This window comes from Brevibacterium sp. K11IcPPYGO002, from assembly GCF_050920635.1.
Taxonomy (GTDB): domain Bacteria; phylum Actinomycetota; class Actinomycetes; order Actinomycetales; family Brevibacteriaceae; genus Brevibacterium.
In genome coordinates this window covers 3538510-3552728 of the sequence record NZ_CP131929.1, presented here as the reverse complement: position 1 = coordinate 3552728, position 14219 = coordinate 3538510, and the positions used below count along the sequence as shown (strand labels likewise).

The following is a 14219-nucleotide window of genomic DNA, read 5'->3' as shown; positions in this document are numbered from 1 at the left end:
ACCTCATAATGCGTGGCTTTACTTGTTTCATGGACAGCGAACAGTACATGGATGACTCGATATTCGACGCGTACGCCCCGATGATCCGCGAGTGGGACGAACGCACTAAAGTGCCGCCGGATGTTCTCCCGGGTTGCCAACTTTCGCGAGACGTCGAAGCGCAAACACCCGAACTCGCTTGGACTGCCTTGGTCGCGTCGGTCGATAACCTGGCGGCCCTACTCAAGCTCTATGAGCATGAGTCGCAGGAGTTTCACGAAATGGCCACATTCGTGATAGCTCGCGCACCGATCCTTGCTGCTAGCACTGCCTATTGGCTGTTGTCTCCGACCAAATATCAACGTCGTATAAGCCGGGGGCTAAGCTTGCTGGAAAGCAATTTGACCAATATCGAGGCCTTTCAGGCGCCTCTGCTGAAGGATAACGATCAGACCAGCATGCAGCTCGAGCATGAGATCAATCGCGAACGAACCCGCATTGCCGAGCAGCGCAAGAAGTTTGGACTGGTGCCCAAGGAAAAGCCCACAGACACCTGGATTGTGGGCGACGTGTCGCGAATTCTGGAGAAAGACGATCGTTGCAGCCATATGCAAGTACTGGGCCTCTGGCGTCTCTGCAGTGGACACGCGCACGCAATGCGTTGGGCGGCGAAGATGCCTAAGCCCGCGAATCCATACACCGCGATGAACGACCTCATGGGCGTCGGTGTTGCGCTGACCCACGCTACCTTCGAACTTTGGGACCAGCGTACCCACGTACCTTCCTAGCTCCGCAAGCACTCTGCAAGTCATTGCCAATGTCCGGAGGTGAAGTTCAGGTACTGAACTGGTCTGAACAGGCGCCTTCGGGTACTTCCCGGTGAAGCCTAATGGCGGATCAAATCCGCCGGGATGCAGCTTCCTGCGGCCAAGCATGAAGTGACTGGCGATATTCGGTTGCCTCAGCATCTGCCGAGAACTCAAGAATGTTTCCTACGCGTTCCAGGAGAACGTTACGTACTTCCTCTGGCGTGGCGAAGAAGAACTCTTTTCGGGCGTTGGTCTGATTCAATGCTCGTGAAGCGAAGTGGTGGTGCAATTCGTTCTCCAACGTCACTGCATCCTCTGAGAAGAACAGGGCGTGTGTATCGAACCGGAAGGGCACGGACGCGCCGCTTAGCTCGGAGATTCGTTCGGTCGGCTCGAGCCTGCGAGTCAGGCCAATCTTCACCACACCGGGGCCGAACGCGCCTTCGTTAGAAATTACGTAGATGTATCCAGCCCGAATATTTGCGGCTCGGTAATCATTCTGCTCAATTGCCTCATCGATAAGACCGAGCCGGCGTTTTAGTTCCTCGTCTGATTTTCCCTGAGCTTGGAGTGCCTGAAGAGCGTTAAGCAGATGCGCGTGCTCCTTATCTAGCCGAGCGCGCTCTTCTTCTAGCTCCTTCTGCACGCGACGTTCTTCGCGTAGACGAGCTCGTTCTTCTCGCGCCGCTTCGCGTTCTTCCTGTTTCTTCATCAGCCAATCAGCGGTCAGTTCAATTTCCTCAATTCGAACTGCGTGGAACTCATCGGTGATGTGCATTTCCATAAGCTTGCCGAGTTTCGCGATTGAAGTTCTCGAAGCCTCAACGCGCTTCTTAGCAGTGAGGACGTTGCCAGCCTTCAACGACCGTACAGCATTATCGACCTCTGAGTTATAAGCTCGCAACATTAGCCGGCCAAGATCGTTCGAAAGCTTCTTTCCCTGAGCCAGTGAATTATTGAAAGTGAAAAGCTCCGACTTTGCAATCGCGCGATTAGAGCGAACCAGTTCTGCGGCCTCGCCTTCAACCTTCTTCAACTGTTCCTGGTAATTGGCCGCAGTTTCAAGAGGATGGTGATACCGGTAGATGCCAACGGCCTGCAAAACATGTGCGTCATCGAGCTCGATTACAGACTCACTCTGAAGCGTTGAGAGTTGTGCTTTCAGGCGTGCGTTCTCAGCTTCCAGTATTGAGATTCTGTCATCGGGTGCCGAGACGGATGATGTAGGAGGCTCCGCAGGTCTTTTGGGAAGTACGGGAGGTGCCGGCGGTTCGGGTGTCGAGAGATCGGCCTTGGCCGAGGGCTCGTTCTCCTCGATCCAAAGCTTCCAACCAGTAGGCGGCTCAGGCCAAGAGGGGTCAGGTGACCATCCCTTTGGGGGAGTCCAGCCCCGAGGCGGCCGCGGCCATCCTGGGGGCGGATTGAATACTAGTTTGCTCACTGCGCGCGCCTGACGCCGCTTCCATCGACGCCGATCAGACCGTATGGGTTCTTTGAGACTACGGCTCCAAGGTGTGAAAGGGCGGCCGAGGGGATCACTCCCGACAGATCTAGCGATTCAAAAGTTTCACGACTCGAAGCCACCGCGACGAACGGGATGAAAGTCTCGTGACCAGTCGCCGGGTCCGTGGTGTTAGTCCCGAGCTTCAGCGAGATAGATTGAATGAGTCCGCGTCGGTCAGCTTCAAATACTTCGTGCAGGCTTCGCAAGGCAACTGAGCACACGATACCGAGGTATCTATCCTTCAGAGCTTTCTGAGATAGCTGAGACTCGGACAACGAGTCTGACGACTTTACATACCTAAAGGCTTTTGTGGTCGGGATCGATTCAGGCGCAAGGATTCCGACATCAAGTTTCAACTCCGCAGTTGCAGGGTCAAAGGCCGAATCGTGAGTTACAGGAAAATCGTCTGGGTAAACGGAGTTTGCTAGGACGATTCCAACGTATTCCTGGACCGCGGAGACCGTACCGTACCCAAGCCCAGCGATCAGTTCGTCCAGGGCTGCGTTCTGTTGCTGAACCTTCAGCTCTCGTTCGGCACACTCATGCTGGTATTGGGCCAGTTCTGCTGCGAGTCTTTTCTGGCGCTCATTCTCAGCAGCGTTGTACTGGGCCTCTTGATCGGCACGAAGCTTCGGTAGCGAATTTACGTATGCCTGCCATTGTGCGTAGCGCTGAGCATTTTCCGAGTCCGCATCGGCCTGAGCCCTTGCAAGCTTCTTCTTCCGACCAAATATGCCGGTAGGCTTCACCGGTTCAACCTGAGTCGGTGGCTGAGGCGTGGGGATGGGGTCGGGCCGTGGAACTGGATTCCGTAGGGCTTCGTGTTTGAACGGAGGATGTTTGACGACTGTGCGGAGCTTTTCGAGATCGACGTAGTCATCCACCTGCAGCGTCGCATCCAGCAGCGTGTCCAACTCTTTGTAGTACTCATCTAGCCGGACATTCATTGAATCAACTTGAGCTTGCATTGCGGCTACCCGAGCCGCAGCAGCTTCTCGTTCCATGCGCTTCTTGTCTGCTTCGGCTGCGCGCTGTGCGGCTGCCTCGGCTCGGGCAGCGGCACGCTTTGCTTGCTCGGCTTTCCTGGCGGCGGCTTCGCGTTGCCGATTCGCCGCTCGCTGCCGCTGCTCTGCCAACTTCGCTTGATGCTGCATTTCCGCGAAGAACCCCCGCTTGCGCCCCACTGCTTCCTCCAACTGCGTGATGCGAAATATTGCCTTATGACGAATATAGTTCACTCGTCTTCATTGTGGGGAAGCGGGTTAGACCTGGGGGGTGACTGCCTGCTGTTTGCGGTCGGGACCGGCTACTGAGTCATGGTTCGTTAATTTGACGCTGCAGGTCACTCGGTGGATCGTTCGACGTTCGCAAGCAAGAAGAGAAGTCCTGAAGCTGAGTTCTCACCTTCGCAGTGGCGTTCGGCGGCAGTCCGAGTGTCTGTGCTGGCAGGCGACGCGTCTCTGCTCACCAGAATGCAAGTTTAATGCAAGTCTTCATAGTGATTGGGGCTGAAACGGGGGTAAATTTGACAGATCCTGCAGTCCGTGCATGAGAACGCCTCACCGGCATAATGCCTGGTGAGGCGCTGTTTTCTCAGGTGGGCCCCGTGGGGATCGAACCCACGACCCGCGGATTAAAAGTCCGCTGCTCTACCAACTGAGCTAGAGGCCCCGCCCCATCATCACTGCAGGACACCGGCCCGCTGACACATGATGGAGACGAACTAATAGTAGAGGTTCGCGCCCGAATTACTCAAACCCGCAGCCCGCTCTCGACGGGCCTTGGCCGGCAACCGAAAGTCGGAACCGGCAACGGGTTGATCGGTCCCAGGCGGCCCTACTTCTCCAGTCCCCGACGATCCTCTGCGGTGTACGTGCGAGGCACACCGTCCGGCGATTCGAGCTCTTCGGGCGCAATGGGTTCGATGACCTCGGACTCGATGGCTCTGTCCTTCTTCAGCTTCCCGGCCAGGGCACGGACATTGCGCAGCCCCGCGAGCAGCTTCCGGTCCTTCTTCGGCGCGACATATTCGGGATCGGTCTCGATGGGGAAGATCGTCGGCGCAGCACCGAAGGCCTCCTTCGATTCCGCAGAGACCTTCCGCGCCATCTGCGCGTTCACCACGGCACCGATGACCGCCCCGACGCCGAAGGGCAGCAGCCGACCGACGAACGACCCTCCGGCACGGGCGGCGAACTTGCGGATGAAGGTCTTGCGCAGCTTGCGCACGAGCAGATCGACCAGCGGAGCCGGCAGCTGCTTGGTCACGGTGGCGCCCCAGCTGCCGAACATCGACTCCACGCCGCCGTTCTGCTTGCTGAACTTCTGCACGAGGTTCTTCCCGTCCTTGCCCAACATGAGGCCGAGGACCAGGGCGTTCGCCCGCTTGGCGTCGGCCACCGGCAGACCATGGATCTCCGAGATCGCCTGCGCGAACAGCGCCGTGCCCTCGAGGAATCCGGCGGTCTCCGCCCCGGCCACACCGAGTGCAGCCGTCGTGCCCAATCCCGGAACGGCCGCGGTCGCGCCGACTGCCGCACCTCCCGAGGTCGTCAGGGCCAGGTAATGCCGACGAATGATCGTGATGAGCTCTTCGGGGGTCGCGTCAGGGTGTCGGCGGCGCAGACTGCGCACATAGGCCAACGCGACGGGGCGCTGCACGGACAGCAGACGCGACAACATCGACTGGGCGCGGGGATTGAGGGTGCCGTCGTCGTTGACTGCCAACTTCGCAGCCTTGTCGAGGCCCTTCTTCGCCACTGATGATTTTGCCACGAGAGTTCCTCCTCGTTTCGGTCACTCACGGCTGCGGGTCGCAGTCACGAATCATCCTCAAGTTTAATAGCGTCCGTTGTGAGTCCCGCGAGCAGAACCTGACCGTGCGGAGAAAGCCCGAATGTGCTCCACGTCCTAGTCCGCGCACCCCGGCAGGGACTAAACTGCCCTGACCATGTCACAGCGCGCATTCCACCGTCCCGTTCTCCTGGCCGACCTCGACTCCGTCGGTGCCGTCGACGATCCCGTCGCCCGGTCGGAGACCTCGCACGCGACCGCAGCATTGCTGCTCGGCGATTCAGAAGGCAACCGCGACGAGGCTGCCACCAGGCGCTTCGTCGAACTCGCCGATGACATCGGCTTCGAGGTCATCGCCGAGATGTGGTCCGCCGCTCCCGCCGTCTCCGCACCCGGCGCACTGTGGCGCCTCTACGCCCTGCGCCAATGGATCAAGTCCTCGCCTCGCGAACTCGCCGAGATGTTCTCCGACGGCCAACGTCGCATCACCGAGGGCATCGGCTACGACGAGATCCTCGCCGGCGTCGAACTGCCCGCCGGCCCCGACGAGGTGGCCCACGCCATCGACGAGATCCTCGTCGGCGCCTTCCGCGGCGACGTCGTCATCGCGCTGCTGCGCGCCGCCGCCTTCGTCGGCATCTGCGCGGCGGGCACCGACGACCACGCCACCGGAGCCCGCCTGCGCCAGCTGTCCCAGGACCTGTCCGACGCGGCCGTCGCCCATCGTCGAGGCGGTCTCGACTGATACTCGGCCCGCCGGGAATTCCCTCCCCGAGGCGGCCCCGCCCAATGAAATGAGCGCGTTCCCCGTCGGGACCGGATATTCCCACCCGACCACGACATCGACTGTGAGATTGTCAACGGACGAAGAGCCGCCTCGGCGGTGGACTCATGAGCACGAACGAGTATCGTAGGGGGTGGCCTTCGGGCCACCGGACGCTGGATCGCTGAAGCCCCGGGCTCCAAATTCAGCCGCTTCGAGCGGCCTTCCGCCGAGAGGCGCTCTCGGTTCAGCGTCCGGCACATATCATTGAGGCATCATGCATATTCGTCCGGCTTGTCCGGGCCCCGGGCAGGAGGAGCGCATGCGGCTCAAGCGGGTACCGCAGGACAAGGTGTTCTATGAGCGGTTGTCCGATCTCGTCTCTCAGATGCGGCAGTGCAACCTGGTGCTCGCCGAACTCTCCGGAATCGAAATCAGCGAACGACGCGACGTCGCCGACCGTCTTCGCGAGATCGGGGACAGGGCCGATGAGGACATGGGCGCGATGCTGCGTGCGCTGCGCGAGAACTACATCACCCCGTTCGACCGCAATGACCTCTACCTGCTCAGCCACCACATGCGCGAGATCTGCCACCGGCTGCACGGAGTCGGATACGTTCTCGCTTCCGGAGCCTTCGACCCGTTGCCGTCCGGCGTCCCCGAGACCCTGGCCGTGCTGTCGAACCAGACGGACCACACCTCGCGGATGATCACCAGACTGCCCGGCAAGCTCGACCAGTGGGACTATGTCGACGCGATCAACCGGCTGACCTACCAGGTCGAGAGCCTGCAGTGGCGGATGTCGGACGCGGTGCCGAACTCCAAACGGGGACTGACCTACATGGCGGCGGTCTCCCAACTCGGGCAGGCCTTCGTTCGGGCCGCCCACGGGTTCACCGAACTCGGCAAAGTCGTAGCAGCCATCGCGATCAAGGAGTCGTAATCCGTGGAGCTGCTCCTGGCGGCAGTCGTCATCGCCGCGGTGATCTTCGCCGGCTCGAATGGATTCCACGATGCCGCTCTGACTGTCGGCAATGCGGTCGTCGGCCGAGCGATGCGTCCCGGGTGGGCGCTCAGCCTGGCTGTCGTCTTCAACTTCATCGGAGCCCTCCTCGGTGAGGGAATCGCCATCGTCGTGGCCAATCAGATCGTGCTCTTCTCGGGTTCGGCCGAACTCATCCTCACCAGTCTGATCATCGCCTTCGTGGCGGCGACGACGTGGAGTCTGTTCACCTACTATCTGGCGCTGCCGGTGTCGTCGACTCACTGTCTCATCGGCGGTCTGCTCGGTGCGGGGATCGTCTTCGGCTTCTCCGTCAACGCCGAGCATGCGATGAACAACGTCGTGTGGCCGCTGGTGCTCTCACCCATCCTCGGGTTCATCCTGGCATGGGTGCTCACGCTCATCCTGTCGAAGTCACTGGCTTCGACCCCACCGAAACCGCTGTTCCGGGGCGCACGCATGGTCGATTCGGTGCTCACTGCGTCGCTGTCGCTTGTCCACGGAGTCCAGGACGCGCAGAAAGTTGCGGCCCTGGTCATGGTCGGGATCCTCGCCGTCGAGGCGACTCCGCACGACGGTCTGTCCATCGTCGAGATCTCCTGGCCGGTGCGCCTCCTCATCGCCGCGGCACTGGCTCTGGGCACCGGACTGAGCGGATGGCGAGTGGTCCAGACGCTGTCCGTGCGCATGGTCGGCCTCGACCCACTCAAATCCTCCATCGCCGACGGCGCGGCCGCGATCCTCATGTACACCGCAGCGCTGATCATGCGGGTTCCGGTGTCGTTGACCTTCGTGCTCGGCTCATCGATCCTCGGCACCCAATACGCCGGACGCAGAGGTCACGCCAGAGCGAGATACTTCCTGCCGATGTTCGGCGTCTGGCTGCTGACGATCCCGGCCGCCGCGCTGCTGGCCGTGGTGCTCGGGTGGATCGTCAAGGCGGCCGCTGGGCTCTGACCCCTGCAGAGGGTTCGGAGCCCAGCGACCGCCTTGACGACAGATCGGTTCAGCGCTGGTTCACGGACGCGAACGACGACCGAACACGATGCCGGTTGTCACCATCGCCACCGCAAGGACGAAGTGCAGCCAGTTGTCGGCGGTGTTGAGCGGCACGAAGTTGCCCATCGATTCCATCGGCACGATGAGACCGTAGATCCACAGCACCGCATAGATGATGCCGCCGACGATGAGATAGCTCTTCGCCAGTCCGCGCGATCGCAGAGCCAGCAGACCGACGACTCCGAAGAGCACGTGGACGACGTTGTGGAGCACGGAGACCTGGAAGATCCCCAGCAGCGCCGCTTCGGAATGATGCCCGGCGAACATGATGGTGTCGAAGTTCGCGGTGATTCCCGGGATGAAGCCCAGGATTCCGACCAGGAGGAACACGGCGCCGAAGACGCCGGCGACGAGTTGGACCGGGGTGCGTCCGGCCGAGGGCTTCGCGAGCAGCGGCTCGGAGTGGGAGGCGGAGTCTGGCGTGGTCATGACAGTCCTTTCGACGAGATGTTCTCTTTGCTCGTCGATTCGGAGCCGGGCCGTCGCCGGATGGGTGTTCCGAGCAGAAATTCTTCGCGGCAGGCACGCTCGATGCCGTTCCGGGGTGCCGTGAGGTCAGCCGGGGAACGGACCGTAGGTGGCCAGCAGGTTGCCCTTGCTGGTCCGCTGCACATCCTTGAGGACCAACCGTGTCGTCGTTCCTCCCTCGAAGAGGGACCTTCCGCTGCCGGCGACGACCGGGTGGATGGCCACGGTCAGTTCGTCGACGAGGTTCGCTTCGACGAGCTGCCGAACGATCGACATCGATCCCTCGACGGCGATCTTGCCGCCGTCGCCGGCTTTGAGGTCGCGGACGAAGTCGACGAGGTCCCCCTGGATGAGAGTCGAGTTCTCCCACCGGAGGTCGGCCTGCGACAGTGTCGTCGAGGCGATGTGCTTGGGAGTCGAGTTGATGAAGTCGGCGAACGGTGCGTCCTCGCCTTCTGTGTGGTTCGGCCAGTAGCCCTCCCACTCCTGATAGGTGACGCGACCGAGGATGCAGTCATCGACGCCACCGATGGCAGTGGTCATCCACTCGCCCATCTCTTGGTCGAAGGAGTCGAATTGGAAGTTGAACGGATCGGATGCGATCCCGTCGAGTGACTGGAACAGTGCGGCGAGGACGGTGCGGGGCATGGTGATCTCCTCATTGAGTGTGGTGCGGGCCGTTGAGTTTCGTGCGGGCCGGGGCCCTCGTAGTCCACAAGAGTTCAAAAAGTGAACCGTAGTTTCAATAGTGAACTGCTATTGCTATGCTGTCAACCATGAGATCGTACGGACAGTACTGCGGGCTGGCTCGGGCAGCCGAGGTGTTGGGGGAGCGGTGGTCACTCATCCTCCTCCGTGATCTCCTCGTCGGTCCGAAGCGCTTCAACGACCTTCGGCAGGGAAACCCCGGTATCCCCTCGAACCTCCTGACCACGCGATTGCGCGAACTCGAATCTGCCGAGATCGTCGAACGCAGCATCGATGGGCGCAGCGTCGTCTATCGCCTGAGCGACTACGGTTCGGATCTCGGTCCGGTGCTCATCGAGCTCGGCCGCTGGGGCTCACGCCGCATGGACGCTCCGCGGGAAGGCGAGATCCCGACAGGCAGTTCCTTGGCGGCCGCGCTTCTCACCTCTCGAACCGAGGTGGAAGTGCGCCCGTTCAGTGTCGAAGTGACGGCAGGCCCGGCAGTCGCCCACGCTGAGGTGAACGAGTCGGGAGTGAGCGTGGGCGAAGGCGCCGATCCGGCCGCTCAGCTCTTCATCGGTGGGCCTGGCCTGCGTGGACTCCTCGCCGACGGCGACGCGGAGGCGGCCATTGCGGCCGGGGCGGTGACGGTCGACGGCGAAGAGTCCTTGGTTCCAGAGTTCGTTCGTGCTTTCCGTGCTCCCCTCGATGACAGCGTCGGCGACGCACCGCCCGAGATCTGAACAGCCCGAGCAGCCTGCCCCTCCCTTCGATGACATGGCGAAAGGCAGGACGCTTCCAGTCAGGCGCCTCCGGCAGGAGACCTGACCACGGACCTTCAGTCGACAGGGAGTCCAGCCAACGACACAGCCCCGGCGCACCCACTCAAGGGTTCGCCGGGGCGTTCGCCGCGCCTTCAGATCATCCGAAGCGACCGGAGATGTAGTTCTCGGTCTCTTCCTTGTCAGGGTTCGAGAAGATCGTCGAGGTCTCGTTGAACTCGATGAGCTTTCCGGGCTTGCCGGTGCCGGCGATGTTGAAGAACGCGGTCTTGTCGGACACGCGAGCGGCCTGCTGCATGTTGTGCGTGACGATGACGACCGTGTACTTGTCCTTGAGGTCGTTGATGAGATCCTCGATCGCCAGGGTCGAGATCGGGTCGAGGGCCGAACACGGTTCGTCCATGAGCAGGACCTCGGGTTCGACGGCGATCGCGCGAGCAATGCACAGACGCTGCTGCTGACCGCCGGAGAGACCCGAACCGGGCAGGTTGAGTCGGTCCTTGACCTCGTTCCACAGGTTCGCCCCGCGCAGGGCGCGCTCGGTGAGATCGTCGGCTTCGGTCTTCGACAGGCGCTTGTTGTTCAGACGCACACCGGCGAGCACGTTCTCCTTGATGCTCATCGTCGGGAACGGGTTCGCCCGCTGGAACACCATGCCCACCTCGCGGCGGACGTTGACGGGATCGACGCCGGCGCCGTAGATGTCATTGCCGTCCATGAGGACCTCGCCGGAGACGCTGGCGCCGGGGATGACTTCGTGCATGCGGTTGAGCGTGCGCAGCACCGTGGACTTGCCGCAGCCGGAGGGGCCGATGAAGGCGGTGACGGAGCGCGGCTTGATCTGCATCTCCACTCCGTCGACGGCTCGGAAGTCGCCGTAGAAGATGTCGAGATCCTTGATGTCGATCTGCTTGGACATTGTGTTTCCTATCCTTGGAAATGGGTGAGTCTGGACGTCTGTGGGCAGTCGCCGGTCAGCGGCCGGCCTTCGGCGCTAGCACCTTCGCGATGATGCGGGCGAGCAGGTTGAGCACCATGACCAGGGCGACGAGCACGAGGGCTGCTGCCCAAGCTCGTTCCGAGCTGGCCAGGGCGGCGGCTCCCGGCGAGACCGGGCGCAGCTGCGAGTCGTAGATGAACGTCGGCAGCGTCGACATCCAACCGGAGAAGAGGTTCCAATTGAGTGTCTTCGCGAACCCGGCGGTGACCATGATGGGCGCGGTCTCACCGATGACGCGGGCGATGGCGATGGTGACACCGGAGAGGATTCCCGACACCGAGGTGGGCAGAACGATCTTCACGATCGTCTTCCACTTCGGCACGCCCAGAGCGTAGGACGCCTCGCGCAGGTCCATCGGCACCAGGCGGAGGATCTCCTCGGTGTTGCGCACGACGATCGGGATCATCAGCACCGACAGTGCCACCGCCGCAGTGAAACCGGTCTTCGCGATTCCCGCGGAACTGGGCATGAGCACATTCGCGATCGTGGAGAACAGCGCGAAGGCGAAGAGACCGGCGACGATCGAGGGGATTCCGGTCATCACGTCGACGAGGAAGGTGATCGCCTTGCCCAGACGGTTCTTGTTCGAGTATTCGACGAGGTAGATGGCGGTGAGGACGCCGATCGGAATCGAGATGATGCAGGCCGCGAGTGTGATGAGCACGGTGCCGACGATGGCGTGGTAGAAGCCGCCGGCCAGAGACGCCTCACCGGCGACGTACTGCTGATCGAGGACGCCCTTCATGCCGAGCATGGTGCGGGTGAGCAGGTCGCCGCTGATGGCGGACCCGCCCTTGGACACCGTCAGCCACAGCAGTGAGACGAGGGGAACACATGCGAGGACGAACGTCGAGGTGACGATGGTGGTCGCGATTCGGTCGACGGCCTTGCGGCGGCCTTCGTAGGAGGCGGAGACCGCGAAGACGGCGACCGCATTGATGAGTCCGGCGAGGACGGCCACGATGGGGATGTTGAAGCCGCCGAATGCGATGTAGCTGATGATGATCGCCACGATGATCGCAGCGATGGCGACGATCCACGGGGTGGCCTTCGGCAGCTGCTTGGAGGTCAGCTTCGCCGGTTTCGAGGCAGTCGCCTCGGGGGTGGTGTTCATGGTGGTCATTGGTCTCAACTTCCCTTCACCGAGGTGCGGGCGACAATGGCGCGGGCTCCCATGTTCACCAGCAGGGTGATGACGAAGAGCACGAGGCCGACCGTGATGAGCTCGGACAGGCGCAGTCCCGCGGCTTCGGGGAAGTTCTGCGCGATCTCGGAGGCGATGGTCTGGTTGCCGCTGACGACGAGCGACGCGGTGAGGACACCGGGCGAGAGGATCATGGCCACGGCCATGGTCTCACCGAGGGCGCGGCCGAGACCGAGCATCGTGGCCGAGACGATTCCGGACTTGCCGAAGGGCAGAACGGCCATACGGATCATCTCCCAGCGGGTGGCGCCGAGGGCCAGAGCCGCCTCTTCCTGCAGACGCGGGGTCTGGAGGAAGATCTCGCGCGTCAGGGAGGTGATGATCGGCAGGATCATGATCGAGAGCACGAGCGAGGCGGTGAGCAGGGTGCGGCCGGTCTGAGACACGGATCCGTCTGCGGCCGGCGCGAAGATCGGAATCCAGCCGAACCACGTCGACAGCCACAGATAGAAGCCGGTGAGGTTGCCGGCCAGTGCGATGCCCCACAGGCCGTAGACGACCGAGGGGATGGCCGCGAGCAGGTCGATGACGTACCCGAGCACCGGAGCGAGCCTGCGCGGGGCCATGTGCGTGGTGAACAGCGCGATGCCCAACGAGAACGGAGTCGCGACGATCAGCGCGATGGCTGCGGAGATGAGCGTGCCGATGACCAGCGGCCAGACGTAGGAGAAGAAGCCCTTGCCGCCCGTGATCTGCGAGGGATCGCTGATCTGCGCGGCGATGGTGTCCTTCGACTGCGCCAGAAGGAACAGGGCGACTCCGGCGAGGATCACCAGGATCAGGATGCCGGCGATGAGTGTGGCGGCGGAGAAGATGCGGTCGCCGGGCCGGACGACGGCCTTCTGCTGCCGAGATGCGGGGGTCTGCGGCGGCTTCTGCCCGGACTCGGACGTGGAGCCCGGCCCTGTGGGGCCCGACTCAGTGGTCTGTGTGCTGATCGGCACAAGTGCTCCTCATGTGACTTGTGGTGAAACCGGGGTGGTTCCACAGGCGCGGAAAAGCGGCGCAGGGATTCTGCGCCGCTCCCGACTGGCTATTTCTCCAGGTCAGAGGCTGAACTCAGCCTTCAACCTTGATCGAGTCGATGACTTCTTCGATCTGCGTGCGCAGGTCGTCCGACAGAGGTGCGGACCCGGCGGAATCGGCAGCGGAGTTCTGTCCCTCTTCCGAGACCACGAACTTCTCCCACGCCTTGACCATGTCCACGGTCTCCTGGTCCTTGTAGGACGAGCAGACGAGGTGGTAGGACACGAGGACGATCGGGTAGGCGCCGGACTCGGTGGTGTCGCGAGCCAGGTCGAAGGCGAGGTCGCCTTCGCTGCGGCCCTCGACCTTCTCGGAGGCGTCGACGACCTTCGAGGCGGCTTCCGGGGAGAGTTCGACGAATTCCTCGCCGACCTTGACCTTGGCGGTGGAGAGCTCACCGACGGCCGAGGCATCCGCGTAGCCGATGGCTCCGTCGGTGTCCGAGACGGTCTGGATGACACCGTCGGTGCCCTGAGCGGCCTCGCCGCCGTACTCCTTCGGGAAGTTGCCGTCGACCTCGGCGTCCCAGTCCTTCTCGGCGGTGGCCTTGAGGTACTCGGTGAAGTTCTCCGTGGTGCCCGAGTCGTCGGCGCGGTGGACAGCCGTGATCTTGAGATCAGGCAGGTCGGCGTCCGGATTGTCGGCCTTGATGGCCTCGTCGTTCCAGTTCGTGACGTCGCCCTTGAAGATCTTCGCGATCGTTGCGGGGGAGAGGTTGAGCTCATCGACTCCCTCGACGTTGAAAGTCACGGCGATGGGGGAGATGTAGACGGGGAACTCGTAGGCTCCGTCGGCGCCGCAGGCTTCCTCTCCGGCCTTGACCTCGTCGTCGTCGAGGTGGGCGTCGGAACCGGCGAACTGCGCGTTGCCGGCGAGGAACTGTTCACGACCGGCACCCGATCCGTCGGGGGAGTAGTTGACGGTCACACCGGAGTTCTGCGAGGTGAAGTCCGCTGTCCAGGCATCCATGGCGGCCTTCTGCGAGGAGGCGCCGATGCCGGTCAGGGTGCCCTGCAGGTCGCTGTTGCCGCCGGAGGCCTCTTCACCGGTTGCGGACTGGCCGCCGCAGGCCGAGAGGGTGATGGCGCCGACCGCGAGGATCGCAGCGGAGGGGGCGAGATGCTTCATCTTCACGAAGATGC

General features: G+C 62.4%; 14 protein-coding genes and 1 tRNA gene. 5 read left to right on the top strand and 10 right to left on the bottom strand.

The genetic code is table 11. The features are described 5' to 3' along the window. Window positions 1–29: 29 nt before the first annotated feature. Window positions 30–767, top strand: coding sequence for a hypothetical protein (locus tag QYM46_RS16335; protein ID WP_432789801.1), 738 nt, complete (start codon window positions 30–32; stop codon window positions 765–767). A gap of 109 nt (window positions 768–876) precedes the next feature. On the opposite strand, the gene QYM46_RS16330 is transcribed toward QYM46_RS16335, so the two are convergent. The 4 genes from QYM46_RS16330 to QYM46_RS16315 all read right to left on the bottom strand — a co-directional run bounded on the left by QYM46_RS16330 (window position 877) and on the right by QYM46_RS16315 (window position 5067). Further along, window positions 877–1824 carry a DUF4041 domain-containing protein gene (locus tag QYM46_RS16330; protein WP_432789800.1) on the bottom strand — a complete coding sequence of 316 codons (948 nt, stop codon included), beginning with the start codon at window positions 1822–1824 and terminating at the stop codon, window positions 877–879. Between the two features lie 401 nt (window positions 1825–2225). Continuing rightward, window positions 2226–3530 (bottom strand): hypothetical protein, encoded by a 1305-nt coding sequence (locus tag QYM46_RS16325; protein WP_432789799.1) that lies wholly within the window; start codon window positions 3528–3530, stop codon window positions 2226–2228. Window positions 3531–3890: 360 nt separating this feature from the next. Beyond that, a tRNA-Lys gene (locus tag QYM46_RS16320) sits at window positions 3891–3963 on the bottom strand. 165 nt (window positions 3964–4128) lie between these two features. Next, window positions 4129–5067 carry a hypothetical protein gene (locus QYM46_RS16315; RefSeq protein WP_432789798.1) on the bottom strand — a complete coding sequence of 313 codons (939 nt, stop codon included), beginning with the start codon at window positions 5065–5067 and terminating at the stop codon, window positions 4129–4131. A gap of 175 nt (window positions 5068–5242) precedes the next feature. Here QYM46_RS16315 and QYM46_RS16310 point away from each other — a divergent pair, with 175 nt between their 5' ends. The 3 genes from QYM46_RS16310 to QYM46_RS16300 all read left to right on the top strand — a co-directional run bounded on the left by QYM46_RS16310 (window position 5243) and on the right by QYM46_RS16300 (window position 7808). Then, on the top strand, window positions 5243–5830 hold the full coding sequence (locus QYM46_RS16310) for a hypothetical protein (RefSeq protein ID WP_432789797.1): 588 nt from the start codon (window positions 5243–5245) through the stop codon (window positions 5828–5830). 340 nt (window positions 5831–6170) lie between these two features. Beyond that, window positions 6171–6791, top strand: coding sequence for a DUF47 domain-containing protein (locus QYM46_RS16305; protein WP_101554682.1), 621 nt, complete (start codon window positions 6171–6173; stop codon window positions 6789–6791). Window positions 6792–6794: 3 nt separating this feature from the next. Continuing rightward, complete coding sequence (locus QYM46_RS16300) at window positions 6795–7808, top strand: anion permease (RefSeq protein ID WP_432789796.1); 1014 nt, start codon at window positions 6795–6797, stop codon at window positions 7806–7808. 60 nt (window positions 7809–7868) lie between these two features. Here QYM46_RS16300 and QYM46_RS16295 read toward each other — a convergent pair whose 3' ends face one another. Further along, entirely contained in the window at window positions 7869–8339 is a 471-nt protein-coding gene (locus QYM46_RS16295) for a DUF4383 domain-containing protein (protein WP_169253276.1), read from the bottom strand. Window positions 8340–8465: 126 nt separating this feature from the next. Continuing rightward, the gene (locus QYM46_RS16290; protein ID WP_432789795.1) at window positions 8466–9026 is read right to left on the bottom strand and encodes a dihydrofolate reductase family protein; all 561 of its coding nucleotides are present in this window, start codon (window positions 9024–9026) and stop codon (window positions 8466–8468) included. A 128-nt stretch (window positions 9027–9154) separates the two neighbouring features. Between QYM46_RS16290 and QYM46_RS16285 the strand changes: the two genes are divergently transcribed. Beyond that, entirely contained in the window at window positions 9155–9808 is a 654-nt protein-coding gene (locus QYM46_RS16285; RefSeq protein ID WP_432789794.1) for a winged helix-turn-helix transcriptional regulator, read from the top strand. 178 nt (window positions 9809–9986) lie between these two features. Here QYM46_RS16285 and pstB read toward each other — a convergent pair whose 3' ends face one another. The 4 genes from pstB to pstS all read right to left on the bottom strand — a co-directional run bounded on the left by pstB (window position 9987) and on the right by pstS (window position 14211). After that, on the bottom strand, window positions 9987–10766 hold the full coding sequence (pstB, locus tag QYM46_RS16280; RefSeq protein WP_169253273.1) for a phosphate ABC transporter ATP-binding protein PstB: 780 nt from the start codon (window positions 10764–10766) through the stop codon (window positions 9987–9989). A 55-nt stretch (window positions 10767–10821) separates the two neighbouring features. After that, complete coding sequence (pstA, locus tag QYM46_RS16275) at window positions 10822–11961, bottom strand: phosphate ABC transporter permease PstA (RefSeq protein ID WP_432791754.1); 1140 nt, start codon at window positions 11959–11961, stop codon at window positions 10822–10824. 14 nt (window positions 11962–11975) lie between these two features. Further along, window positions 11976–12866 carry a phosphate ABC transporter permease subunit PstC gene (gene pstC, locus QYM46_RS16270; RefSeq protein ID WP_169253982.1) on the bottom strand — a complete coding sequence of 297 codons (891 nt, stop codon included), beginning with the start codon at window positions 12864–12866 and terminating at the stop codon, window positions 11976–11978. A 244-nt stretch (window positions 12867–13110) separates the two neighbouring features. After that, the gene (pstS, locus tag QYM46_RS16265; RefSeq protein ID WP_432791753.1) at window positions 13111–14211 is read right to left on the bottom strand and encodes a phosphate ABC transporter substrate-binding protein PstS; all 1101 of its coding nucleotides are present in this window, start codon (window positions 14209–14211) and stop codon (window positions 13111–13113) included. Window positions 14212–14219 lie beyond the last annotated feature (8 nt).